Source organism: Xanthobacter variabilis (genome assembly GCF_043831965.2).
In the GTDB taxonomy this organism is placed as follows: domain Bacteria; phylum Pseudomonadota; class Alphaproteobacteria; order Rhizobiales; family Xanthobacteraceae; genus Xanthobacter.
Genome location: NZ_CM195533.1, coordinates 1,130,875 through 1,155,425, shown reverse-complemented (window position 1 = coordinate 1,155,425; position 24,551 = coordinate 1,130,875). Strand labels below are relative to the sequence as shown.

At 65.5% G+C, this 24,551-nt stretch carries 21 protein-coding genes and 1 tRNA gene; 7 read left to right on the top strand and 15 right to left on the bottom strand.

The window, feature by feature from the left end; translation table 11 throughout:
* Positions 1-45 precede the first annotated feature (45 nt).
* The 6 genes from V5F26_RS05020 to V5F26_RS04995 form a co-directional block, all read right to left on the bottom strand.
* Positions 46-1,254 carry an efflux RND transporter periplasmic adaptor subunit gene (locus tag V5F26_RS05020; RefSeq protein WP_394946847.1) on the bottom strand — a complete coding sequence of 403 codons (1,209 nt, stop codon included), beginning with the start codon at positions 1,252-1,254 and terminating at the stop codon, positions 46-48.
* Positions 1,255-1,442: 188 nt separating this feature from the next.
* Positions 1,443-2,102 carry a TetR/AcrR family transcriptional regulator gene (locus V5F26_RS05015; protein WP_394946846.1) on the bottom strand — a complete coding sequence of 220 codons (660 nt, stop codon included), beginning with the start codon at positions 2,100-2,102 and terminating at the stop codon, positions 1,443-1,445.
* Between the two features lie 58 nt (positions 2,103-2,160).
* On the bottom strand, positions 2,161-3,750 hold the full coding sequence (locus V5F26_RS05010) for an ABC transporter substrate-binding protein/permease (RefSeq protein ID WP_394057362.1): 1,590 nt from the start codon (positions 3,748-3,750) through the stop codon (positions 2,161-2,163).
* A 41-nt stretch (positions 3,751-3,791) separates the two neighbouring features.
* Positions 3,792-4,634, bottom strand: coding sequence for an amino acid ABC transporter ATP-binding protein (locus tag V5F26_RS05005; protein WP_394946845.1), 843 nt, complete (start codon positions 4,632-4,634; stop codon positions 3,792-3,794).
* Between the two features lie 111 nt (positions 4,635-4,745).
* Positions 4,746-5,732: a phosphoglycerate dehydrogenase gene (locus tag V5F26_RS05000; protein WP_394946844.1), complete on the bottom strand. Its 987-nt coding sequence runs from the start codon at positions 5,730-5,732 to the stop codon at positions 4,746-4,748.
* 149 nt (positions 5,733-5,881) lie between these two features.
* The gene (locus V5F26_RS04995; protein WP_394057366.1) at positions 5,882-6,361 is read right to left on the bottom strand and encodes an Hsp20 family protein; all 480 of its coding nucleotides are present in this window, start codon (positions 6,359-6,361) and stop codon (positions 5,882-5,884) included.
* 246 nt (positions 6,362-6,607) lie between these two features.
* On the opposite strand from V5F26_RS04995, the gene V5F26_RS04990 reads away from it, so the two are divergent.
* Together V5F26_RS04990 and V5F26_RS04985 are read left to right on the top strand one after the other, a co-directional pair.
* Complete coding sequence (locus V5F26_RS04990; RefSeq protein WP_394057368.1) at positions 6,608-7,012, top strand: hypothetical protein; 405 nt, start codon at positions 6,608-6,610, stop codon at positions 7,010-7,012.
* A 143-nt stretch (positions 7,013-7,155) separates the two neighbouring features.
* Positions 7,156-8,100: an alpha/beta fold hydrolase gene (locus V5F26_RS04985; RefSeq protein WP_394946843.1), complete on the top strand. Its 945-nt coding sequence runs from the start codon at positions 7,156-7,158 to the stop codon at positions 8,098-8,100.
* A gap of 12 nt (positions 8,101-8,112) precedes the next feature.
* Here V5F26_RS04985 and hisN read toward each other — a convergent pair whose 3' ends face one another.
* Together hisN and V5F26_RS04975 are read right to left on the bottom strand one after the other, a co-directional pair.
* Positions 8,113-8,895 (bottom strand): histidinol-phosphatase, encoded by a 783-nt coding sequence (gene hisN, locus V5F26_RS04980; protein ID WP_234053327.1) that lies wholly within the window; start codon positions 8,893-8,895, stop codon positions 8,113-8,115.
* Positions 8,896-10,061: 1,166 nt separating this feature from the next.
* Complete coding sequence (locus V5F26_RS04975; RefSeq protein WP_394946842.1) at positions 10,062-10,949, bottom strand: N-formylglutamate amidohydrolase; 888 nt, start codon at positions 10,947-10,949, stop codon at positions 10,062-10,064.
* 187 nt (positions 10,950-11,136) lie between these two features.
* Here V5F26_RS04975 and cpdR point away from each other — a divergent pair, with 187 nt between their 5' ends.
* The 3 genes from cpdR to hemH all read left to right on the top strand — a co-directional run bounded on the left by cpdR (position 11,137) and on the right by hemH (position 12,904).
* Entirely contained in the window at positions 11,137-11,499 is a 363-nt protein-coding gene (gene cpdR, locus V5F26_RS04970) for a cell cycle two-component system response regulator CpdR (RefSeq protein ID WP_370640772.1), read from the top strand.
* Positions 11,500-11,659: 160 nt separating this feature from the next.
* A tRNA-Val gene (locus V5F26_RS04965) sits at positions 11,660-11,734 on the top strand.
* Between the two features lie 117 nt (positions 11,735-11,851).
* A complete protein-coding gene (hemH, locus tag V5F26_RS04960; protein WP_394946841.1) occupies positions 11,852-12,904 on the top strand; it encodes a ferrochelatase in 1,053 nt (350 codons plus the stop codon).
* A 24-nt stretch (positions 12,905-12,928) separates the two neighbouring features.
* Here hemH and V5F26_RS04955 read toward each other — a convergent pair whose 3' ends face one another.
* From V5F26_RS04955 to V5F26_RS04925, 7 genes are all read right to left on the bottom strand, one after another.
* Entirely contained in the window at positions 12,929-14,173 is a 1,245-nt protein-coding gene (locus V5F26_RS04955; protein ID WP_394946840.1) for a phenylacetate--CoA ligase family protein, read from the bottom strand.
* 53 nt (positions 14,174-14,226) lie between these two features.
* A complete protein-coding gene (locus V5F26_RS04950; RefSeq protein ID WP_234053323.1) occupies positions 14,227-15,066 on the bottom strand; it encodes an ABC transporter ATP-binding protein in 840 nt (279 codons plus the stop codon).
* Positions 15,067-15,129: 63 nt separating this feature from the next.
* The gene (locus V5F26_RS04945; protein ID WP_370640771.1) at positions 15,130-16,419 is read right to left on the bottom strand and encodes an ABC transporter substrate-binding protein; all 1,290 of its coding nucleotides are present in this window, start codon (positions 16,417-16,419) and stop codon (positions 15,130-15,132) included.
* A gap of 60 nt (positions 16,420-16,479) precedes the next feature.
* Entirely contained in the window at positions 16,480-17,550 is a 1,071-nt protein-coding gene (locus V5F26_RS04940) for a branched-chain amino acid ABC transporter permease (RefSeq protein ID WP_234053322.1), read from the bottom strand.
* Positions 17,551-17,554: 4 nt separating this feature from the next.
* The gene (locus V5F26_RS04935; protein ID WP_234053321.1) at positions 17,555-18,448 is read right to left on the bottom strand and encodes a branched-chain amino acid ABC transporter permease; all 894 of its coding nucleotides are present in this window, start codon (positions 18,446-18,448) and stop codon (positions 17,555-17,557) included.
* Between the two features lie 127 nt (positions 18,449-18,575).
* A complete protein-coding gene (locus V5F26_RS04930; protein ID WP_394946839.1) occupies positions 18,576-20,540 on the bottom strand; it encodes a long-chain fatty acid--CoA ligase in 1,965 nt (654 codons plus the stop codon).
* Positions 20,541-20,548: 8 nt separating this feature from the next.
* Positions 20,549-21,400 carry an ABC transporter ATP-binding protein gene (locus tag V5F26_RS04925; RefSeq protein ID WP_394057382.1) on the bottom strand — a complete coding sequence of 284 codons (852 nt, stop codon included), beginning with the start codon at positions 21,398-21,400 and terminating at the stop codon, positions 20,549-20,551.
* A 309-nt stretch (positions 21,401-21,709) separates the two neighbouring features.
* Between V5F26_RS04925 and V5F26_RS04920 the strand changes: the two genes are divergently transcribed.
* Both V5F26_RS04920 and V5F26_RS04915 read left to right on the top strand, forming a co-directional pair.
* Positions 21,710-22,447, top strand: a complete 738-nt coding sequence (locus V5F26_RS04920; RefSeq protein WP_394946838.1) for a TetR/AcrR family transcriptional regulator — start codon at positions 21,710-21,712, stop codon at positions 22,445-22,447.
* Positions 22,448-22,762: 315 nt separating this feature from the next.
* Positions 22,763-24,370 (top strand): carboxyl transferase domain-containing protein, encoded by a 1,608-nt coding sequence (locus V5F26_RS04915; RefSeq protein WP_394946837.1) that lies wholly within the window; start codon positions 22,763-22,765, stop codon positions 24,368-24,370.
* Positions 24,371-24,551: the final 181 nt, after the last annotated feature.

Sequence of the window (24,551 nt, the reverse complement as noted above, 5' to 3'; positions counted from 1 at the left end):
CATGAACGGGCGGGGTTTCCACGGGCGGGGTTTCGAGGTTCGCGCTCACGGCTTCGCCTCCGCGCGGATGGAGCCGGTGGCCTCGCCCTTGACGGGCACGGTGCGCACGCTCTGGCCCGGCTCCAGGGTCTGCACGCCCAGGGTCACGACCTTGTCGTTCTGGTTCACCCCCTTGGAAATCAATGCGGAATCCTCGGTGTAGCCGACCACCTCGACCGGCCGCGCCGCCAGCGTGTGGGTCGCCTCGTCCACCACAAACACATGGGTGCCGTGGCCCTTGTCGAAGACCGAGGACAGGGGCAGGCGCGCCACCATCACCCCGTCCTTCGGAGCCAGCGTCACGGTGGCGGTCATGCCCAGGGCCACCGTCTCGTCGGCGCCGTCCAGGGTGAAGCGGGCGGCATAGGTGCGTGAGACCGGGTCGGCCTGGGGCGAAAGCTCACGCAGGTGGGCGGTGATCCGGCGGTCGGGATCGGCCCAGAGCGTCACGCTGGCACCCGCGGTGCGGGCGGCGGCAAGGGCCGTTTCCGGCAGGGCCACCAGCGCTTCCTTCTCATCCAGCCGCGCCACCCGCACGATGGTCTGACCGGAGGACACCACCTGCCCCGGCTCGGCCGAAGTGGACACCACCACGCCAGCCGTATCCGACAACAGATCGGCATAGGATAGGCGGTTCTCCGCCAGCTCCAGCGCGCGCTTGGCGCGCTCCAGGCGGCCGACGGCCTCTTCCTTGGCCAGAGCCTTGCGGTCCAGCTCGGCGTTGGAGGCGACGCCCTTGGCGGTCAGGGACCGATAGCGCCCATCCTCGGCGGAGGTCTGGGCAAGGTTGGCGGTGGCGGCGGCAAGCTCGGCGCGGGCGCTTTCCAGCTCCAGCTTCAGGTCCTCGCGGTCGATGCGGGCAATGAGGTCGCCCGGCACCACCCGGTCGCCCACCTCCACCTTGCGCTGAACCACCTTGCCGCCCACCCGGAAGGCGAGGTCGATCTCGCGCCGGGCGCGGACCACGCCCACGAAGGTCTTTTCCGCCTCGCGCGGGCGCAACTGCACCGATGTGACCTGGACCGGGCGGGCCGGGGCGGCCTCGGTTTGCGCGGGCGCAGGCTCACCGCAGCCGGCGAGCACCGCGCAAAGCGTCAGCGCGGCAGCAAGCGGAACAGCGCGCCGGGCAAGGACGGAAGCGAAGGCCGGATGGCCTGCGGCGCCGCCCGCGGGCAGCAGCGTCGGCAACGACAGACGGCGGAAAAAGTGTGCCATGACACCGGCCCTGATGAGTGAAGGTTTAAGGTTCAACGCTGATGACTTTCAATAATCGTCACAAAATGCGCGAGAAAGGCCGCCCCTTCCCTCACGCACCGCCGGAGCCGTTTTCCGTTCGCCACGGCGCGCGGACGACGCTCCCCGCATCGGGTTGACGCGCCTTCTTCGTGCGACGCGCTCCCCGCTTACTCCGAAACGCCCGGCTCCATCGGCGAGCGCTTCAGCTCAATGCTCCGCAGCAGGAAGGCCACGGTCGCATTGACGCTCGCCTCGAGATCCTCGTCGATATTCTGGGCCACCAGCACGGGATGGCAGTAACGCACCATCGCACCCAGGATCAGCCCGCTGACCACCTGCGGGTCGTGCGGCTCGAAGACCCCTTGGCGGATGCCGTCCTCCAGGACCTGGGCGACCCCGGCGCGGATCCGTTCCTTGTGGGCCTCGATGTTCTCCCAATTGTTCTCGATGGCCACCAGCACCATGTCATGCACGCGCCGCTCGGCCAGGAAATTCGCCTTGTGATAGCGCAGGATGGCCAGATAAATGCCGGCAATGCGCGCCTGCGGCGTGCCCGGCCCGGCTGCGATGGCCGCCATCTCACGATCGATCTCGCTGAGGCAGCGCTGGCAGATGGTGGCGACAATGGCGGTCTTCGAGGGAAAGAAGCGGTAGACATTGGCCGGCGACATGCCAAGCTCGGCGGCGATGTCAGCCACCGCCGTCTTGGCGAAACCCATGCGGCGAAACAGATCCTCCGCCACGCGCGTGATGCGCTCGCGGGTTTCCTCAGCCGTTTCCCTGGCCTTGACGTTCAACTGCGCCTCCGAAGAGCTGACGATTTTCATAAATCATCAGTCGTCAGATCGCAAGCTCGCATGGTCGCCGGCCCCGCCGCGTCAGACCTTAATGGCTGGAGCGCGTCATGCCTCGGCTCACATGCTTCTCGGCCCAGTGGGCGAGCCGCACGAAGGGCAGGCCGAGCAGCAGGTAGATGGCCGCCACCAGAATACCGGTTCCGAAATAATCGTAATAGGTGGTGGAGATCTGCTCGTAGGTCTTGGTCAGCTCCACCAGGGAGATCACCGACACCAGGGACGAATCCTTGATGAGGGAGATGAAGTCGTTGGTGGTGGGCGGCAGCACCATGCGCGCGGCCTGGGGAATGATGACATTCCTCAACGCCTGGCGCTCGGTCATGTTCAGCGCCACCGCCGCTTCCATCTGGTGGCGCGGCACGGCCAGCAGGCCGGCGCGGTAGTTTTCCGCCTCATAGGCTGCGTAGTTCAGCCCCAGCGCCAGCACACCGGCCACGAACGGGTCGAGCTGCAGACCGATCTTCGGCAGGCCGTAATAGATGAACAGCACCTGGATCAGCAGCGGCGTGCCACGCACCACCTCGATATAGATCTGGGCCAGGCGGTCGAGCACGGTGCCGCCATAGACCCGCGCCAGCGCCAGCGCCGCGCCCAGGCCCACCGCCAGGACCATGGACAGAATGGAGATCTCCATCGTCATCAGCGCCGCCCAGCCGAGCTGCGGCAGGAAGCGGGCATAGCGATCGAGCTGCGCGCGCCAGCCGGAAGGCTGGGTCGCCTCCACGAAGTGCTCGTAATTCACGGGCTGGGCGATCATGGGCTTGGCGTCGCCCGTCACCTGCGCCATCACCGGCGACCACAGCGCCCAGGAATCCAGGATGGCGTGCAGGCTGCCATCCACCGACATCTGCGACAGCGCGGTGTTGATCTGCGCCAGAAGCTCGGGATGAGCCCCCTTCTTCAGCGCGATGCCGTAGGCGATACGGCCGATGGGCGGGCCGGTGAATTGCAGCTCCCGGTCCGGCTGGGCGTAATAGACGGCGATGGGGAAATCCATCACGGTCGCATCGATGCGCTTCAGCTTCAGGTCCGAATAGGCGTCGATCTCCTCATCATAGGAGCGCACGTCGATGCCGCCGGCCTGTTTGAGCACATATTCCATCTGGCTGGACTTGAGGGTGCCGACGCTCTTGCCCTTGAGGTCCGCGAGTCCGTCCACCGGCATCTCGCCCCTTCGGATCACGATCTGACCGAAGGTTGTATAGTAGGGAATGGAAAAGTCCGCCGCGGCCTGGTGCGCGGCCGTGATCTCAAGCCCGCTCAGGGCGACATCGTAGAGGCCGGCATCGAGGCCGGGGATCAGGTTGCTCCAGTCGTTCTGGACGAACACCACGGGCCGGCCGAGATGGCGGCCGATCTCATCCATGATGTCGACCTCGAAGCCGACGGTGCGGCTGGGATCGGCCGGATCCTTGAAGATGTATGGCGCGCCCGAGGTGCCGTCGCCGCCATAGCGCAGCGGCGGGCCGGAGGGCTTGGAGGCGCTCGCCGCCGACGCTGCCGCCGGCGTTTCGGCCCGCGCGGCGGCGCCGAAGGCAAGGGCCCAGAAGCTGAGAAGCAGCGCGGCCCAAAGGCCGGCGAGACGCGAGGAACGGCAATGCGGCGCGGCGGATGGCATGGCGGACCCCAGGCGGGTGCGAAGAGCGAAGGCGAGGCGCATCACAGGAACCGGCGCAGAAACTGGCGCGTGCGCGGGTCCTTGGGGTTCGTGAACATCTCGTCCTCGTCCGAGATTTCGACGATCTCCCCCTTCTCCATGTAGATGATGTAGTCGGAGGCATCGCGGGCGAAGCGCATTTCGTGGGTCACCACGATCTGGGTCATGCCCTCGCGGTCCAGCTCCTTCATCACGTCCAGAACCTCGTCCACGAGGCCGGGATCAAGGGCCGAGGTGGGTTCGTCATAGAGCATCACCTTGGGCGCCATGGCGAGCGCGCGGGCGATGGCGCCGCGCTGCTGCTGGCCGCCGGAAAGGTCGATGGGATAGTGGTCCAGCCGCTCGCCCAGGCCCACCTTCTGCAGCAGGCGCTCGGCATTGGCCTCCGCCTCCGCCTTGGCCGTGCCCTTAACTACCATGGGGGCGAGCATCACGTTTTCCAGCAGCGTCTTGTGCGGAAACAGGTTGAAGCTCTGGAACACCATGCCGACATTCTTGCGCAGCAGATGGGCCGCGTGGGCGAATTCAGCCTCGGCATTGGCGCCGGGTTTCGCTCCCGCCTTCCCGCCGGGCGTGCGCTTCAGCGCCACGCCGCAGATGTCGATCACCCCTGTATCCAGGCTTTCCAGGCCATTCAGGCAGCGCAGCAGGGTCGACTTCCCGCAGCCCGAGGGCCCGATGATGGAGACAAGGTCCCCCTCCTCGATCTGGAAGCTCACGCCCTTGAGGATGTCCACCGGACCGTAGGACTTCCGCACATCCTCGACCCGCACGATGGGCGCTCCGCCCGACCCGGGCTCACCCGCCGGCGCCGCCCCCTGCACCCCCGCGCTTTGCGCTTCCATGATCCTGCCCCCCGGCCGGCCGTGGCGGAAGGCGCCACTTCCATGATCGGCCAGGGGGTACCGGCAAGCGATGACAGCGCCGTGACACGCGGGACGGCGCCCGCGCCCCGTTCAGCGCCCGTCCGCGACCACGCAGCCGGCGGGCATATCCTCCCCGGCCAGCACCGAAGCCACGCAATGGGCGGAGATGAGGTTGCCCCGCGCCAGCGCCTCGCGGCTGGAGCCCGCCGCATGGGCGCTCGCCACCACGTCCGGCCGGGCAATGAGCGCGTCGGCCACCGGCCGCAGCGCCGGATCCCCCTCCGCCTCGAACACGTCGAGGCCGGCGCCGCCCAGCCGGCCCGCCCGCAGTGCCTCCAGCAGCGCGGCATCATCCACCAGCCCGCCGCGGGAAGTGTTCACCACCACCGCGCCGGGCTTCATGAGGGCAAAGGTGTCGCCATTGAGGAGGTGGCGCGTCGCCGCGGTGAGGGGGGCATGCAGGCTCACCACGTCACTGGCCGCGAGCAATTCCGGCAGGGTCGCGTAAGTAACCGATGTCACGGAAAAATCCGGCCGCGGCGTCTCCACCAGCACCCGCACGTCGAAGCCGTGCAGCCGGCGGGCGACCTGCCGGGCGATGCGGCCGAAGCCCACCAGCCCCACCGTCTTGCCATAGAGATCCGCGCCGCTCACCACCCGCCAGTCGCCGGCGGAAAGGCGCTCCTGGCTCTCGCGCAGGCGGCGCAGCACCGCGAGCATCAGCGCCATCGTATGGTCCGCCACCGCGGCGTCATTGGCCCCGGCGGCGATGGTCACCACCCGGCCCAGCTCCTCGGCCGCCGCCGCATCCACCCGCTCATAGCCGACGCCCCGCCGGGCAATGACCTTGAGCTGCGGATGGCGGGCCAGCACCTCGCGCGTCACCGCCCGCATGCCGACGATCCAGCCGCCGGCGCCCTCCAGCAGGCGATCCAGCTCCGCATCGGCAATGTCGGTGTCGAGAGCATCGGGGGCGAGGCCCGAACGCACCACCTCAAGCCCTCGCTCGGCGAGATAATGGGCGGCGGTGTCATCGAACAGGCGGGTGGTGACGAGAACCTTGCGCGGAGAGGCCACGATGGGATGTTCCTTCAGGGCGGCTGACGCACCTTCCTCGACCGTTCCGCGGCGCCGATCAAGAGCGGGCAAATAAAAACGGCGGCGCTGGATGCGCCGCCGCAATGTCGTCAATCACCCGAAGCGGGCCGCCTCAGGCCACGCGCGCCTCACGCCGCCTTGGGGGCCTCCACCACGCCCTCAAGGGACCGGGGGGCAGCGGCCTGGGTGTTGATGGGGATGAGCCGGGGCTTCTTGGCCTCGGGAATGTTGCGCACGAGATCCACGTGCAGCAGCCCATTCTCAAGGACGGCGCCCTTCACCTCCACATGGTCCGCAAGCTGGAAACGCCGTTCGAAGGCGCGCGCGGCGATGCCGCGATAGAGCACCTGGGCGTTTTCCTCCTGCTCGCCGGATTTCTTCTCGCCCTTCAGCGTCAGGGTGTTTTCCTTCACCTCGATGCTGAGCTCGGGCTCGGTAAAGCCCGCGACGGCGACGGTGATGCGATAGGCGTTCTCACCGGTGCGCTCAATATTGTAGGGCGGATAGGATTGGGCCGTATCCACGCCACCGACGGAGTCGAGGAGCGAGAACAGACGGTCGAAGCCGACAGTATTGCGATACAGCGGGGACAGATCAAACGTACGCATGGCATATCCTCCTTCGAAGCGACATGCAGGGCCCGCCGAAGCCGGGCCCGGTTGTGGTGCCGTCATCATGACCGGCACCTTCGCTGATGTGGGAATACACTTTCAGGCCGTCAAGCCCCCGACCCACGGGCGGCCCATGAACGCCAGATGAATGCGGCTGCCGCCTCATGTTCAAGAGCGTGATTTATATTGGCTACCTCGAAAGGCGTAACCCTTGGTGCCACCGCGGAGAGGGACGGGCCGGAAATGTGGTGCATCCTCAGGCGGCTGCCGGTGCTGATGCTGATCACCATGGCGGCGGGGCCGGCGCTGCTCCAGCTCCACCCGCCCATGGCGGCGCAGCTGGACCCCATTTTGCTGCCCCTCGCCGTGGCCCAGCCTCCGCTGGCGCAACGCCATGTCTATTCCCATCTCGAGGCGCCCCTTCCGATGGGCCAGCATGGGCTCGACGTGGCGACCGTGATGGCGGCGATGGAGGCGCGCGGCTTCTCTCAGGTCCAGCCGCTGCGCTGGCGCGGGCGCAGCCTGCTGTGCGAGGCCACCAGCCCCCGACGCGAACGCCTGCGGCTGGTGGTGGACACCGCCACCGGGGAGATTACAGGCTTTGCGGTGCTCGCCCAGGCCCCCGACGACGTGATGCCCGGCCCCTGACGGCTCCGGACCGGATCGTTCCGCGCCTGGAAAGCAGAGGCAAAGTCACGATCTCGGGGTATCATCGCGGCCTTGGTATAATCGGGCCTTCGGTATAACCCTCCCGGAACCGGCGTGCCCGCCGCAGCCTGATCAGAGGCCCGATGGACCTGTTCTCGATTCCGAACAATCCGACCCCGGAAGGGGCTGTTACCGGCGAGATCACCGCCGCCGATGGGGTGCGTCTGCGCTATGCGCGCTGGATGCCGGACAGCGGACTCAGGGGCACCGTGGCCCTTTTCACCGGCCGGGGCGAGTTCATCGAGAAATACTTCGAGGTGGTGCGGGAGCTCCGGGCCCGGGGCTTCGCCGTCGCCATCCTGGATTGGCGCGGCCAAGGCGGTTCCCAGCGGCTGGTACGCAACCCGCGCAAGGGCCATGTGCGGCGCTTCGCGGACTACCAGCTCGACCTTGAGGCCTTCGCGCGCGAGGTGCTGCTGCCGGATTGTCCGGCGCCCCATTTCGCCCTCGCCCATTCCATGGGCGGCACCATCCTGCTCCAGTCCACTTTGGCGGGCCGGCGCTGGTTCGACCGCATGGTGCTGGTCGCGCCCATGCTCAAGATCGACGTGATCCCCGCCCCGCGGCTGGTGCGGACGCTGGTGACGGTTCTGGCCTATGCCGGCTTCGCGCGGGCCTTCGTGCCCGGCGGCCGCGCCCGGCCCATCACCGAGGTGCCGTTCGAGCGCAATCCGGTGAATTCCGATCCCGAGCGCTATGCAAGGACCGCGGAGATCGTGCGCGCGGCGCCGCAACTCGGCATCGGAGCGCCCACCAATGGTTGGCTTTACGCCGCCTTTCGCGCCATGGACCAGCTTGCCGATCCCGAACTCGTCCCACAGATCCGCCAGCCGCTGCTGATGGTGGCCGCCGGCGGGGAACGGCTGGTGTCCAACCTGGCCATCGAGCATCTGGCCACCCGCCTCATCGCCGGCGCCCAGGTGGTGGTGCCGGCGGCGAAGCACGAAATCATGATGGAGCGCGATTTCTTCCGCGCCCAGTTCTGGGCGGCCTTCGACGCCTTCATTCCCGGCACGCCGGCGCTCTGATTCCCCGTCCGCTCAGGCGGTCAGAATGGCCAGTGCCTGCTCGTGGACGGCGCGGCTGCCCGCCGCCACCACACGCCCCCCCTTGGCCGGCGAGCCGCCTTCCCAGCTGGTGACGATGCCGCCGGCGCCCTCGATGATGGGGATGAGGGCCACGATGTCGTGGTCCTTGAGCTCGGTCTCGATGACCAGATCCACCAGGCCCGCCGCCAGCATGCAATAGACATAGCAGTCGCCGCCATAGCGCGAGAGGCGCACCCGCTCCTCGACCTTGCCGAAGGCGCCGCGATCGGCCTCGTTCATCAGGCGTGGGCTGGTGGTGAACAGCATGGCGTCCTCGATACGCTGGCAATCGCGCACCGCCAGCACCCGCTCACCCGCCGGCCCGCTATAGCGCGCCACCGCGCCATCCCCGAAGAAGCGCTCCTTGATGAAGGGCTGGTGCATCATGCCATAGACCGGATCACCCTCCTTCAGCAGGCCGATCAGCGTGCCCCAGGCGGGCAGGCCGGCGATGAAGGACTTGGTGCCGTCAATGGGGTCGAGCGCCCAGACATAGGGCGCGTCGGTCGCCAGGTTGTCGAACTCCTCGCCGATGATGCCGTGGCTCGGAAAGGTCTCGCGAATCAGCCGGCGCATCACCTGCTCGGCCGCGCGGTCCGCCTCCGTGACGGGGTCGAACGCCTTGCCCCGGCTCTTGTCCTCCACCCCGAGAGAGGTGCGGAAAAAGGGCAGGATCGCCTCCCCCGACACCGTCGCGAGCTTATGGACGAAATCGTCGATGGCGACGGCGGTCATGGCTTCCACACTCCGAACAGGAACACGCCCGGCAAGATGACCTCGCGCGGGCAAAGGACGGCGCGCCGTCGGCGCACCCGCAACGTCCATGGAGATGCAGCGGAAGAGCAGCCGGATCAAGCCCGCCCGCGCCCCACCACCCTCAATTGCCGCGTTTGCGTCCAGGCGGACAGTCACCAGGAAAGGCAAAATGGCGCGTTTGCATGCACAGCCTGCGGGCGTTTTGGATCAAGGAATGGGCAGGAGCGTGAGAAGCGTATGCCAGCAAGGCTTTGACAGGCCCGTAGCTGCCTAAACTATCCGCGACCGACAATCTTGATGCGGACCGGGAAGACTCACATATTGGTGCAGCGCGGCATTGCCGATTGCGATGCCGCTGCCCTCCTTGGGCGTTTCCTCCCTAGACTTGGGCCGCTCCCCATGGGTAAGCGGCCCCTTTCTTTTTTGGGCTCTGAATGAGCCATTCGCCGGAAACGCCACCCACTCCCGCGCCGCCATTCTCACCGCGAACGCATGCGCCCGCCGACAGGCAGGCCAGGCCCCTGCGATTCGACCACGCTTCAGCTGTGATGACGTTTTCCGGCACGGCCGGCCACTCACCCGCGGGTCGCGGATGATATAAAAATCTCCAACAAAATCAGTTACATATTGAAAATTACGCAGATGCGACAAACGGGCACTTGATTTTTGGCACTGCACTCGGCTATTTGTGCATTGCGACATGGCGATTGGCGTCGCTCTGTCGCTGCCCTCCTTGGGCGTTTCCTCCCTAGACTTGGGCCGTTCGCCTATGCGGACGGCCCCTTTCTTTTTGGGCCTGCCTTTGCGGCTGGCCTTCCCCTCGCTTCTGCGATCCGGGGATTTTCCGCCGACCGGCGGTCCTTCCAAAACATCCCACATTCCGGCCGCTCGCCCCTACGGGGAATGCAAGCGCGCTCAAATGCGGCAATCCGGCCATTTCAGCCTGATTCGCGTGGCCGCCGGAATTCTTCGGTACACCAAAGGTGCGACGAAAGTCGCCCCGGCCACCCGGTCCGGTCAACCAACCGGGTCAAATTCGTATATCTGCCATTCAGAAAACGCAAGGCACCATTTGCAAATTTGCAGAGCCTCGTCACGCGTGCGTCGTGAAGCCAACGGTTTCAAGGGCCAAGCGGGCCCCGGACCTACTCGGCAGCGGCGCGGGGCACATCCAGTGCGGTGAGCACTTGGGTGAAGACGCGGTCCATTGCAACGCGAATGTCCGTCCGGACGCGGTCGAAGCTCACCCCGCGCTCGTAACGCGCCTCATCCATGTAGAGGGCGCGATTGATCTCGATCTGCACCGCGTGCAGGCCGGCGGAAGGGTTGCCATAGTGCTCGGTGATGTAGCCGCCCGCATAGGGCTTGTTGCGCAGCACCCGGTAGCCGGCCCGCGACAGCTCATGCTCCAGCGCCTGGGTGACGACGCAGCCGCAGCTGGTGCCGTAGCGATCGCCGAGCACGAAGTCCGCCCTCAGGCTCTCGTCACGGATGGAGGTGGAGGGCATGGAATGGCAGTCCACCAGCACCACCAGCCCGAACCGCCGCTGCGTCTCCATGATGAGGCGCCGCAGGGTCTGGTGATAGGGCTTGTAGAAGGCCTCGATCCGCTCCAGCCCCTCCGCCACGGTGAGCCGGGCCGGATAGATTTCCTGCGCGTCGCCCACCACGCGGGCGATGGTGCCGAGCCCGCCGGCCACCCGCACCGAGCGCGTGTTGGCATAAGGCGGCAGCCGCCCCTCGAACATGCGCGGGTCGAGCTCATAGGGCTCGCGATTGAGATCGAGGAAGGAGCGCGGAAACAGCGCCCGCATCAGCGGCGCACCCGCGTTCACCACGTCCTCGAATAATTCGTCCACGAAGCTGTCCTCGGAACGGCGCAGTGTGGCAAAGTCCAGCCGTGTCTGCGCCACGAAGCTCGTGGGGTAGATGCGGCCCGAATGGGGGGAGTTGAAGACAAACGGCCCGGCGGCGGCCTCGAGCCCCAGGATCTCAAATGCGGGATCTATGGTTTCGGCGAGGCAGGCAGTCATCGTGCGCCGCAGGACTCCGGAAGGTTTCTAAATGCTTGTTCCGCCTTCATGATGCCCGCCGCGAGGGGGTCTTGTGAAGGGGGCGCGGCACTTTCACTCCGAATTTACCCGTTTGGGCCAGACACTCTCATGGGGTTCCAGCCATGACGGCGGGACTTTCGGCTTACGATTGATCAGGGGAAACGGCGTGTCCAAGATCCTGCTCGCCGAAGACGACAATGACATGCGGCGCTTTCTGGTGAAGGCCCTGCAGAATGCCGGCTATTCGGTGGCTTCCTACGACAACGGCAAATCCGCCTATGAGCGGATGCGCGAGGAGCCGTTCGAGCTCCTCCTCACCGACATCGTGATGCCGGAGATGGACGGTATCGAGCTGGCGCGCCGCGCCACCGAGCTCGATCCCGACCTGAAGGTGATGTTCATCACCGGCTTCGCCGCCGTGGCGCTCAATGCCGACGGCGACACCCCCGCAGAGGCCAAGGTGCTCTCCAAGCCCTTCCATCTGCGGGATCTCGTCAGCGAAGTGGGCAAGATGCTGGCGGCCGCCTGACCTCACCCTTGAGCCTTTCCGCGCGAACCGCGCGAAAATGCTCAAGGATGTCAGGCCATAGGACGATTTTGAGCGGACCTGCACACGCTTCGCTCAAAAACCGCAAACAGCGCCTTGCCTCCGGCTCCATGAGCCGATATAGAGGCGCTTCCTGTCGGTGGGGCGCGTAGCTCAGCGGGAGAGCACTACGTTGACATCGTAGGGGTCACAGGTTCGATCCCTGTCGCGCCCACCATTCCTTCCCGGATGGTTCCCCCACTTTGGACGTCTCGTCCGGGCAAATTGTTGTCCGGACGGTTGGTTTCCGGATGGCTTGGCCGCGCTCCGCCGCCGATGCGCTGGAGGTGACCCGATGACGAGCCTGTCTCAACCCCCGTCCGCCCTTCCTTCCGATCATCCCGAAATCGCGTTCGGCCGCATCGGCGTGCTCATCGTCAATCTCGGCACGCCCTCGGGCACCGATTATTGGTCCATGCGCCGCTATCTGAAGGAATTCCTCTCGGATCGGCGGGTGATCGAGGTGAACCCGTTGGTCTGGGCCTTCGTGCTCAATGCCATCATCCTCACCACGCGGCCCAAGGCGAAGGGGCGCGACTATGCCAAGATCTGGAACACCGAGCGCCACGAGGGGCCGCTGCTCACCATCACCCGCGCCCAGGCGGAAAAGCTTGGCGCCATGCTCGCCGAGGGTGATTCGCGTATCATCGTGGATTTCGCCATGCGCTATGGCGAACCGGCCATCGCCGCGCGGCTCGGCGCCCTGCAGCAGGCGGGGTGCGAGCGCATCCTGATCGTGCCGCTCTATCCCCAATACGCCGCCGCCACCACCGCCACCGTGGCCGACAAGGCGTTCGACGCGCTCAAGGCCATGCGCTGGCAGCCGGCGGTGCGCATCGCCCCGCCTTGGCACGACGATCCGGTCTATATCGACGCCCTGGCCGAGGATCTGGAGCGCCACCTGGCGGCGCTCGATTTCGAGCCGCAGGTGATTCTCGCCTCCTTCCACGGCATCCCCAAATCCTACCACCTGAAGGGCGACCCCTATTCCTGCCAGTGCGCCAAGACGGCCCGACTGCTGCGCGCCCGGCTCGGCATGGGGGAGGAGCGGCTGCGGCTCACCTTCCAGTCGCGATTCGGGCGGGAAGAGTGGCTTCAGCCCTACACGGACGCGACCGTGAAAGCCCTCGCCGAGAGCGGCGTCAAGCGGATCGCCGTGTTCAATCCGGGCTTCGTGGCGGACTGCCTGGAGACGCTCGAGGAAATCGGCGTGGAGAATCGCCACATCTTCCTCAGCCATGGGGGCGAGCAATTCGCCGCCATCCCCTGCCTCAATGACAGCCCCGCCGGCATGCGGGTGCTGCAACGGGTGGCGATGCGCGAGCTCGGCGGCTGGGTCCAGGCCTGAGGCCGGCCGCCGCCCGCGCCGCCCTCACACGGGGCGGCGGTCCTCGATGGTCTTGGCATCCGCCGGCAGGGTTCCGGGCTGAACAAGCGCGAGCCGGCCACGCAGCTTGGTGGTGGCGCGCAGGTCGTCCAACAGCATGTCCTGGGAGAGCGCACTAGCGTCCGCAACCTCGACTTCCAACAGCATGTCGTCGGCATCGCCGATGCGGTCCACCACCAGGCGCGCCTTGGCGACCGCCGGGTGCTTCTTCACCGCCGCGCTCACCTGCACGGGGTGCACGAACATGCCGCGAATCTTCGTCACTTGGTCTGCCCGGCCCATCCACCCCTTCAGCCGCACATTGGTGCGCCCGCAGGGACTGACGCCCGGCAGCACCGCCGAAAGATCACCGGTGGCGAAGCGCACCAACGGGTAATCGACATCGAACAGGGTGACCACCACCTCGCCCACTTCGCCCTCGGCCTCCACCGGATCGCCCGTACCCGGGCGCAGGATCTCCACCAGGCACCCCTCGTCGACGATCATCCCCTCCTCGGCCTCGCTCTCATAGGCGACAAGGCCGAGATCGGCGGTGCCGTAGCATTGGCGGGCGACGATGCCGGCCGCCTTCAGCTCCGCCCGGTGCGGCGGCAGGAAGGCCTCGCCCGTCACCAGCGCCTTCTTGATGGAGGAGATGTCGGTGCCGGTCTCCTGCGCCTTCTCCAGCAGGATTTTCAGGAAGGAGGGCGTGCCGCCATACCCGTCCGGACGGAGGTCGGCGATGGCGCGCAATTGCAGGTCCGTCTGCCCCACGCCGGCCGGCACCACGGCGCAGCCGAGCGCATGGGCGCCGCCCTCGATCATGGAGCCGGCCGGGGTGAGGTGGTAGGAGAAGGAATTGTGCACGATCTCCCCGGCGCGGAAGCCCGCCGCGTGGAGCGCGCGGGCGAAGCGCCAGAAATCCGGGCCGTGCCCTTCCGGATCATAGATGGGCCCCGGCGACATGAAGATGCGCGCCAGCTTGCCCGGCGCCACCGCATTGAGCCCGCCGAAAGGCAGGCTCTTCGGCTGGATTTCCAGCAGGTCCGACTTGCGGGTGACGGGCAATTGGGCGAGCGCCCGCCGGCTGGTCACCGCGCCCGGTTCCACCGCCTTGAACAGCTCCGCGAAATAGGCCGACTTGCCCTTGGCATGGGCCACCTGGGCCGCCAGCGCGGCCATCAGCGCCTGCTCGCGCGCCTCGGGAGCGCGGGTTTCGCTGGCGTCGTAATAGCGGTTCGGATCGGTCATCGCTCGGCCTGTTGAAACGGTTGGAAACGGACGCTGCGGCGGCTGCCCTTGCCTCACAGCCAGCGTTTGCGGCGCTTGAAGCTTTTCAGGTTCTTGAAGCTCTTGCGCTCCTCGCCGCCACCCTGGCCCAGGTAGAATTCCTTCACGTCCTCATTGGTCTGCAGCATCTCCGCCGACCCGTCGAGCACGATCTTGCCCTGCTCCATGATGTAGCCGTAGTCCGCGATGGAGAGCGCCACGCGGGCGTTCTGCTCCACCAGCAGGATGGTGACGCCCCATTCCGCATTGAGCCGCTTGATGATGGCGAACACCTCCTTCACCATCAGCGGCGAAAGGCCCATGGAGGGCTCGTCCATCAGGATGAGCTTGGGGCGGGCCATCATGGCGCGGCCGATGGCCAGCATCTGCTGCTCGCCGCCGGAGAGATAGCCGGCAAGGCCCGTGCGTTCCCTGAGGCGCGGGAAGTATTCATAGACGCGCTCGATGTCGCTCTTCACCTCATTGTCGTGCCGGGTGAAGGCGCCGAGGCGCAGATTTTCGAGCACCGTCATGTCGGCGATGATCCGGCGCCCTTCCATGACCTGGAAGATGCCGCGCCGCACGATCTTGTCCGGCTCGATGCCGTTGATCTTCTCGCCCAGGAAGTTCACCTCGCCACGGGTGATCTCCCCATCCTCGGTCTTGAGCAGGCCGGAAATAGCCTTCAGCGTAGTGGACTTGCCGGCGCCGTTGGAGCCCAGAAGCGCCACGATCTGGCCCTGCGGGACCTTCAGCGAAAGGCCACGCAGCACGAGGATGACGTCGTTATAGACCACCTCGATATTGTCGACGGACAAAAGGGGCGCGGCGCCGATATCGGCCACCGGTTCAAGCTTCAATGCGGCCTCGGCCATGACGGTCTCCGGAATCTGTCGATGAGAAGGGAGGGGCGCCGCTCGCGAGCGGCGCCCGCCGGCTCACCAGCCCTGCAGTTCGGCCTTGCGCGGCAGGTCGACGGTGGCGACCTTTTCCAGCTTGATGGTGCCGCTCTTGATGAGGTCCGTCACCGAGGCATCGGTCGGGCCCTTCACCACGGCGCGGTACAGCTCCACGGTGGTGGTGGGACGGTGATCAGTGGCCGACCAGGTGGACGGCACGCACACGCCTTCCATGCCCTTCGGCACCCAATCCTTCTTCTGGTACATGCCGTCGCGGATCTTCACGCCGGTCACGCCGCCATTCTTGTCCGCCCAATCCATGGCTTCCTTCATGTAGAGGGCCGTGCACACGGCGGTGAGGTAGTGCACGGGGCGATAGGTGTTGCCCGAGGGATCGGAGATCTTGGAAATCTCCTTCACCGTCGCGAGGCCGGGCGCATCGCCCGCCCAGGTGGTGGCGGTGCGCACCGGGAACACCACGCCATTGGCGGCTTCGCCCGCCGCCTTCATGGCGTTCTCGTCCATGCCCCACACATTGCCGAGGAACTGCACGTCCACGCCCGCCGTCTTGCAGGCCTTCAGCACCGAGATGTTCGAGCCGGCGGTGTTGCCGAGATAGGCGTAATTGGCGCCGGACTGCTTCAGCGTCAGGCACTGGGGCGTGTAGTCACCGGGCGTGAGGGCAAAGGTGATGGGGTCCAGCACCTCGAAGCCCAGCTCCTTGGCATAGGCCTCGGCCGCCGCCTTCGGCGAATTGGGATAGGGGTGGTTGGCACCCATGTGCACCCACTTGGGCTTGCCGGGCTTGCCCTTCGCCTTCCAGTCATCGGCAGCCCACTTCACCATGGCGCGCGCGGCGTCGGAATAAGACGGGCCGTAGAAGAAGTTGAACGGCGCCGAGCGGGTCGAGTGCTCGTTGGCCTTGCCGGTGGGATCGGTGAGGGAGGCGGAATAGGAGCCGGAATAATAGGGGATCTGCTCCTTGGTCACCATGGCCACCAGAGCCTCGGTGTCGGCGGTGCCCCAGCCCTGGATGGCCACCACCTTGTCCGAGCCCACCCACTTCTTGAAGGCGGCGAGCGCGCGCGGCACCTGGTAGCCGTATTCGTTGAAGTCCGAATTGATCTTCTTGCCGTTCACCCCGCCATTGGCGTCGATCCAGGCGATGGTGTCCTGGATGCCCTGGCCATAGGGCTGGCCCACGTCGGAAGTGCCGCCGGAATAGTCGGCGAGATGGCCGATATTGATGCTCTGGGCCATGGCCGGCGCGGCACAGCCGAGCGCCAGTGTCGAGACGAGCGAGAGGGCGGCAACTTTCGTCTTCTTCATTGTGGTCTCCTTGGCGTTTCCCATGAAGCGGCAATTTTCGCCGTCTTTATATTTGTCCCGTCAGAACGAGAACGGATAAAGCTTCCAATACGCCTTGATCTGGCGCCAGCGATGGGCCAGCCCATCGGGTTCGAAGATCAGGAACAGGATGATGGCGGCGCCGATCAGCATCTCACGCAGATAGGTGATGCCGTCCTTCAAGTGCAGCATCTGGTCGATGGCGCTGCCGGAGAGCGCGGAGGCGAGCCAGCCCGTGGCTTCCGGCAGCAGCACCATGAAGATGGTACCCATGAGCGAGCCCATGATGGAGCCCAGCCCGCCGATAATGATCATGCCCAGGAACTGGATGGAGAAGAGAATATCCAGCCCTTCCACCGACATGAACCCCACATAGTGGGCATAGAGCGCGCCACCGATACCGGCATAGAAGGAGGAGATGCCGAACGCCATGGTGCGATACTTGGCGAGGTTCACGCCCATCATTTCGGCGGACAGATAATGGTCGCGCACCGCGATCAGCGCCCGCCCATCCCGCGAGCGCATAAGATTGGTGGCACCAAGATACATGATGACCACGAAGAACAGCACCACGTAGAAGTATTTGTCATCACTCGACAGATCGTACCCGAACAGGGTGAACGGCGCGGCCATGGCACCGTGGGTGCCGCCGGTGAACCATTCCGCGCGGACGAAGAAGTCCTGCAGAATGAATTGCGCGGCGAGCGTCGCGATGGCGAGGTAGAGCCCCTTCACCCGGGCCGCCGGCAGGCCGAAGATGAGCCCCACGACCGTGGTCCACATGCCCGCCAGCACGATGGCGAGCGGCACCGGCACGCCCTTGTCCGCCAGATAGGCGGAGGCAAAGCCGCCGAAGCCGAAGAACACGGCGTGGCCGATGGAGATCTGGCCAGAAAAGCCCACCAGAATGTTGAGCCCCAGGGCCGCGATGCCCAGATAGCCGATCTGGATGAACAGGCTCAGAACGTAGCGGGAGAAGAAGAAAGGCGCGAAGCACAGGGCCACGACGGCCGCCACGCAGATGAGCATGGTGAGGCGCGTCTGGAAGATGGTCTGGTCGGCCTTGTAGCTGGTGCGGTAGTCGCCGCACGGACGCATGGTGTCGATGGCCATGGGATCAAACCCTCTCGATGTCGCGGGTGCCGAACAGGCCGTAAGGCTTGATCATGAGAATGATGATGAGGGCATAGAAGGGAATGATCTCGTAGAGATTTCCCCATTTGAGGAACTGGCTGTCCACGTATTGGCCGAGGTTTTCCAAAAGGCCCACGATGAGACCGCCCACCACCGCACCAAAGATGCTGTCGAGGCCGCCCAGGATGACTGCCGGGAACACCTTGATGCCGAAGTAGGACAAGGCCGAGGACACGCCATTCACGATGCCCACCACGACGCCGGCAATGGCCGAGACCGAAGCCGAGATGCCCCAGGAGAGCGCGAACACCTGTCGCACCGAGATGCCCAGGGACTGCGCAACCTGCTGCGAGAAGGCGGTGGCCCGCATGGCAAGCCCCATCTTCGAATACTTAAAGAACCAGGCAAAGCCAGCCATGATCGCGAGGCTCACGCCCGTGGACATGAGATAGGCCGTCTGCACCTGCAGGCCGAGCACATCCACCTTCTCCACCGGGAAGATGGGCGGGAACGGCTGGGCGAACGTGCCGAACATCCACTTCATCAGCGCCTGGAAGAAGATGGACATGCCGATGGTGACCATGATCACCGAGATGATGGGCTCACCGATGAGCGGGCGCAGAATAACCATTTGCACCGCCATGCCGAAGGCCATCATGAAGACGACCGCGATGAGGAAACCCCAGAAGAAGGGGATGTTCCAGGCGGTGAGCAGCCACCAGCAGGTCCAGGCGCCGATCAGCAGAAACTCGCCCTGGGCGAAGTTCACCACCTGCGAGGCCTTGTAGATGAGCACGAAGCACATGCCCACCACGCCATAAAGCGTACCGATGATGAGGCCATTGATAATGAGCTGAAGAAGAAGCTGGGATTGCATCAGTTGAACTCCGCAAGAGCCCTCTCCCGCCTGCGGGGGAGGGTTGGGAGGGGGCTGGGCCGGCGCGGCGATGCGTCGGTTGCGGGAACTCTGCGACGGGGGGCGCGAGCGCGTTCAGACGCGGCCATCACGCGGCCCTCCGCGCGCCGGCTCCCGCCGCACCGAGGTCGATCACGTCGAGCTTGGTCTTCACCCGCTGCTTGGTGCCGTCCTGGAAGGTGATGGTTGTGTCCACGTCGATCACGCGGTCGCCCGCATACATGGCGTCGATGATCGTGCCATAGCGCTCATTGATGACGCCGCGGCGCACCTTGCGGGTGCGGGTGAGCTCGCCATCATCCGCATCCAGCTCCTTGTAGAGCAGGAGGAAGCGGCCGATGCGCTGCTTCTCCGCCAGTGTCGCGTTCACCTGCTCCACTTCCTTCCGCAGCAGCGCAATGACTTCCGGCTTCGAAGAGAGATCGGTATAAGTCGTGAAGGCGATGCGGTTCTTCTCGGCCCATTTCGAGACGATCGAGAAACGGATGCAGACCAGCGCCGCCAGACTGTCGCGCCCGTCACCCAGCACCACGGCCTCGGCCACGTAAGGCGAGAACTTCAGCTTGTTCTCAATATACTGCGGAGAGAAGCGATCTCCATGGGAGGTCTTTGCCATGTCGCGCACGCGGTCGATGACCACGAGATGGCCCTTATTGTTGAAGTACCCAGCGTCGCCGGTGCGCATCCAGCCTTGTTCCGCGAAAGATTTTGCGGTTTCCGCCTCGTTGCGGAAATAGCCGGTGAACATGTTTTCGTGACGGGTCACCACTTCGCCAAGCCCATTGGGATCGGGGTCGTCGATACGGATCTCCACGCCCTCGAACGGCACACCGACCGTGTCGAAGTCCACATCGTCCGCATGATGCAAGGTATAGGCGCCCAGGGTCTCAGTCTGTCCATAGAGCTGGCGCATCGGCACGCCCAGCGCCAGGAAGAAGCGGAAAGTATCCGGCCCCAGCGCCGCTCCCCCGGTGGCGGCCGACTTCAGATGCGTGAAGCCCAGGCGATCGCGCAGCGCGCGAAACAGGAGGAAGTCGGCCAGCGGCGAGCGCTTGCCCTCGTCCAGCGCCTTGAGGCCAAGCTTCATGCCGAAATCGAACATGGCGCGCTTGAAGCGCGAAGAATCCATCATGCGCGAGCGCACATCGGCTGCGATCTGTTCCCACACACGCGGAGCGAACAGCACGAAGGAGGGTCCGATCTCGCGCATATCCGCCATCAGCGTCTCCGGCTCCTCCACGAAGTTCACCTTCATGCGGGAGATGAGCGCCTGGCCGAAAGCGTAGATCTGCTCCATGATCCACGGCATCTGAAGAACACTGACGTATTCGTCCTTCGGCCCGCGTGGATCCATGTCCAAATATGCGCGACAATGCTTCAGGAGCCTGCCGGCGGAGAGCATCGCGAGCTTGGGATGGGACGTGGTGCCGGACGTGGTGCACAAAATGGACACGTCCGACCCCTGCCCCACCGAGACGAACCGCGCGTAGCGGTTGGGATCCTTGGCCGCCACCGCCCGCCCGCGCTCTTCCAGAGCTTTCAGCGAGATCAGGCGGGGGTCATCATATTTGCGGATGCCGCGCGGATCGGAATAGACGATGTGGCGCACGGTGGGAATGTTGTCTTCGAGAGACAAAAGCTTGTCCACCTGCTCTTCATCCTCGGCGAACACCACGGCGACGTCCGCATAGGTGACGAGATAGGCCACCTCGTCCGCCAGCGCGTCGCGATAGATGCCGAGGCTCATGCCACCCAGCGCATGGCTGGCGATCTCGCCCATTAGCCATTCGGGGCGGTTGTCGCCCAGCAGGGCCACCACGTCGCCGCGGCGCACGCCCAGGCTCTCAAGGCCGAGAGTGATGGCCTCCACCCGGTCCGCCACCTCTTTCCAAGTGTAGGAAATCCAGATGCCGAGATCCTTCTCCCGGAGCCAGATGTCGTCGGGATGCTTGGCGGCGTTGCGGGCGAGGAGCTTTGGAAAGGTGTCGTACTGCGTCACGTCGGGCCAATCGTAGGCGCGGCCTTGGGCAGGGCTGTTCACGGCGGTGGTCATGGCGTCTCTCACGCGGACAGAGCGGTGGGAACGGACTCGTCTTCCAGCAGAGGATCTTCCTCGCCGAGATAGGCCTTGCGCACATGGGGATCAGCCAGCACGTCCGCGGGCTCGCCCTCCACCAGCTTCTTGCCGAAATCCAGCACCATCACGCGGTGCGAGATGTCCATCACCACCCCCATGTCGTGCTCGATCATGATGATGGTCATGCCCCATTCCTCGTTGAGATCAACGATGTAGCGGGCCATGTCCTCCTTTTCTTCCAGGTTCATGCCGGCCATGGGCTCATCAAGAAGGATGAGCTTGGGCTCCAGCGCCACGGCGCGCGCCAGCTCCACCCGCTTGCGCAGGCCATAAGAGAGGGTGCCGGCGGTGGCCTTGCGCACATGCTGGATGTCGAGGAAGTCGATCACTTCCTCCACCTTGTGGCGATGCTCCAGCTCTTCCTTCTGTGCGCCGCCGAACCAGTAGAGCGCGCCGGAGAACAGGTTGTTCTTCAGAAGATGGTGGCGCCCCACCATGATGTTGTCCAGCACGCTCATGTGGCTGAACAGCGCCAGATTCTGGAAGGTGCGGCCGATGCCGATGGTGGCACGCCGGTTCGGCTTCAGCCGGGTCACGTCCTTGCCATCGAACACCACGCGGCCGTCGCTTGGGGTATAGCGGCCCGAGATGCAGTTCAGCATGGACGTCTTGCCGGCGCCGTTGGGGCCGATGATGGAGAACAATTCCCCCGGCTTCACATGGAAGCTCACATCGGTCAGGGCCTTGAGGCCGCCGAAGCGCAAGGAGATGTTTTCGACGCTCAGAAGCGCGCGCACGTCCGCAACAGCTTGCGGAACCACCGATGTGGTGCTCAAGCTCGATCCTCCCTATGTGCCGGGAGAATCGGGTCTTTGCGCCCTTTCCCCCGTTATCTTGCGCCCCCGCTTCGCATTTTTGCTCGGCGGCTGGCTCGGCGCAGGTGCCCGATCGTTACGTCAGGCTTGGTGAGAAACAATCAAGCGTTCTTTTTTATTCTGGTCAAGCGGCATTTCATGTCGCAGGATGAACTTGCATCGCTTCGAAGCTCCGCCCAGTCTATCAGGCATGATCGAGGCGGGCTCGCGCATCTGCGTGATCTGTCATTCCCCCGGCCGGGGCGCCCGGCCGCACAATGTTTGAAGGCCATGGCGCGCACCATCGGTTCCAACGGCACCCGCACCGCCGAGGCGATCCGCCAGGCGGGCGTGAAGCTCATCTATAAGCACGGCTACGAGGCCATGAGCCTGCGCCAGCTTGCCGCCGAGGTGGGCCTGCAGTCCGGCTCGCTCTATAAATATTTCGAAAACAAGCAAAATCTCCTGTTCGACATCGTCCGAGAGCACATGGAGGATCTGCTTTCGAAGGCGGAGGCGGACCTTGCCGGCCTCACCGATCCCATGGCCCGGCTGAAAACCTTCGCCGCCTTCCACCTGCGCTACCACATGACGCGCATGGCTCACGTCTTCATCGCCAACATGGAGATTCGCTCCCTCGAGGAGGAGCACCGCGCCGTCATCATCGCCCAGCGCCACCGCTATGAAGGGCTGCTGGAGGAAATCCTGCGCCAGGGCGCCGAGGCCGGCGTATTCCAGGTGAGCGAGCCGAAGGTGGCCACCTACGCCATCATCTCCATGCTCACCGGCATCTGCATGTGGTACCGCCCCGGCGGCCGCCTATCGCAAGATGATCTGGTCGACATCTATACGGGTCTGGTCGTCGGCGGCGTGAGTGGGGCCGAAGGGACCTTGTCGGCGGCGCCGCAAGCTCTGGCCGCCGCGCCCGTGGAGGCGGGTGATTCGCCCATGCGCAAGCCGCGTGGCAAGGCCAAGCCTTCCGCCGAGGCCGCCGCCAAGCCTGTCGGCGCGCCCGCGGCCAGCCAGTGACGCCTGCCCGCCGGATCTGATGGCGGGGCGTGCGCCTCGGCCAGCAGACGCGGAGCCCGGAAAACGCACGTCCTGGCTTGAGGTCACGGGGTTTTACCAGGCGCATTGCCGGGTTCCTGCATGAGGCCCGCCAAAACCTCTTGCACCCCTCGGAAAAAAACGTACGATCGTTTCCAAGCCGACAGTGATCGGCAGGGAGGAAACGCCATCTGCGCCGCTCGAAGGCCGGCTCTCAGCCGCGCCGGAAGGGTGCCGTCGCGCGCCGTCCGTCCCTCAACCCGGCAGCGCAGATGCGCCCTGAAGACGAGGCCGCCCATGGCGATCATCGAGGATGCGGTCGACCGCCGCTCCGACGCATTCCGACGCAACAGGCAGACGCTGGAGCAATCCGTCGCCGACTTGCGCGCGAAGGTCGAGCACGTGTCCGAAGGCGGGGGCGAGATTGCCCGCGAACGGCATCTGAAGCGCGGCAAGCTGCTCCCGCGCGACCGCATCCGCACCCTGCTCGACACCGGCTCGCCGTTCCTGGAGCTTTCCCAGCTCGCGGCCTTCGGCATGTATGAGGACGAGGTGCCGGCCGCCGGCATCATCACCGGCATCGGCCGCGTCTCAGGGCGCGAATGCGTCATCGTGGCCAATGATGCCACCGTAAAAGGCGGCACCTATTACCCCATAACGGTCAAGAAGCACCTGCGCGCCCAGACCATCGCCCGGGAAAACCACCTGCCCTGCATCTATCTGGTGGATTCCGGCGGCGCCAACCTGCCGAACCAGGACGATGTCTTTCCCGATCGCGAGCATTTCGGCCGCATCTTCTTCAATCAGGCCAACATGTCCGCGGAGGGCATCGCCCAGATCGCGGTGGTGATGGGCTCCTGCACCGCGGGCGGCGCCTATGTGCCGGCCATGGCCGACCAGTCCATCATGGTGAAGAACCAGGCCACCATCTTCCTGGGCGGCCCGCCTCTGGTGAAGGCCGCCACCGGGGAGGTGGTCACCGCCGAGGAGCTGGGCGGGGCGGACGTGCACACCCGTACCTCGGGCGTGGCCGACCACATGGCGGAGAATGACGCCCACGCTCTGGGCATCGCCCGCTCCATCGTGGCGGACCTCAACCGCACCAAGGCCCACAGCCTCGACATCCGCGAGCCGCGCGCGCCCCTTTACGATGCCAGGGAAATCTACGGCATCGTTTCGGCCGACCCCAAGCAGCCGTTTGATGTCCGCCAGATCATCGCCCGCATCGTGGACGGGTCCGAGTTCGACGAGTTCAAGCCGCTTTACGGGCAGACCCTGGTCACCGGCTTTGCCCGCATCTTCGGCTATCCGGTGGGCATCATCGCCAATAACGGAATTCTCTTCTCGGAAAGCGCGCTGAAGGGCGCGCATTTCGTGGAATTATGCGCGCAGCGCAATATTCCCCTGGTGTTCCTGCAGAACATCACCGGCTTCATGGTGGGCCGGAAATATGAGAGCGGCGGCATCGCCAAGGATGGTGCCAAGTTCGTCACCGCCGTGTCCTGCGCCAGCGTGCCGAAATTCACGGTGGTCATCGGCAATTCCTTCGGCGCCGGCAATTACGGCATGTGCGGGCGCGCCTTCGACCCGCGCTTCCTGTGGATGTGGCCCAATGCCCGCATCTCGGTGATGGGCGGCGAGCAGGCAGCCAACGTGCTCGCCCAGGTGAAGCGTGACGGCATCGAGGCGCGCGGAGGCGCCTGGTCGGGCGAGGAGGAAGAGGCGTTCAAGGCCCCCATCCGCGCCCAATATGAGCGCCAGGGGCATCCCTATTACTCCTCCGCCCGCCTGTGGGACGACGGAGTGATCGACCCCGCCGACACCCGCATGGTGCTGGCGCTGGCCTTGTCCGCGGCCCTCAACGCCCCCGAGCAGGAGACGCGCTTCGGCGTGTTCCGCATGTGATGCCGCTCCCCGCTCATGCGACGCACCCCCTCTCCCGCTTGCGGGAGAGGGCTGGGGAATGGACGAGCCCCGCCGGCCCGTTCATCCCCTCGACCGGTGGCGCGCCGCGGTGCGGACCCGCCCCATTCTTCCGCCCGGAACCCGCTTTTCGCCCCCCTCTCCCGCAAACGGGAGAGGGCAT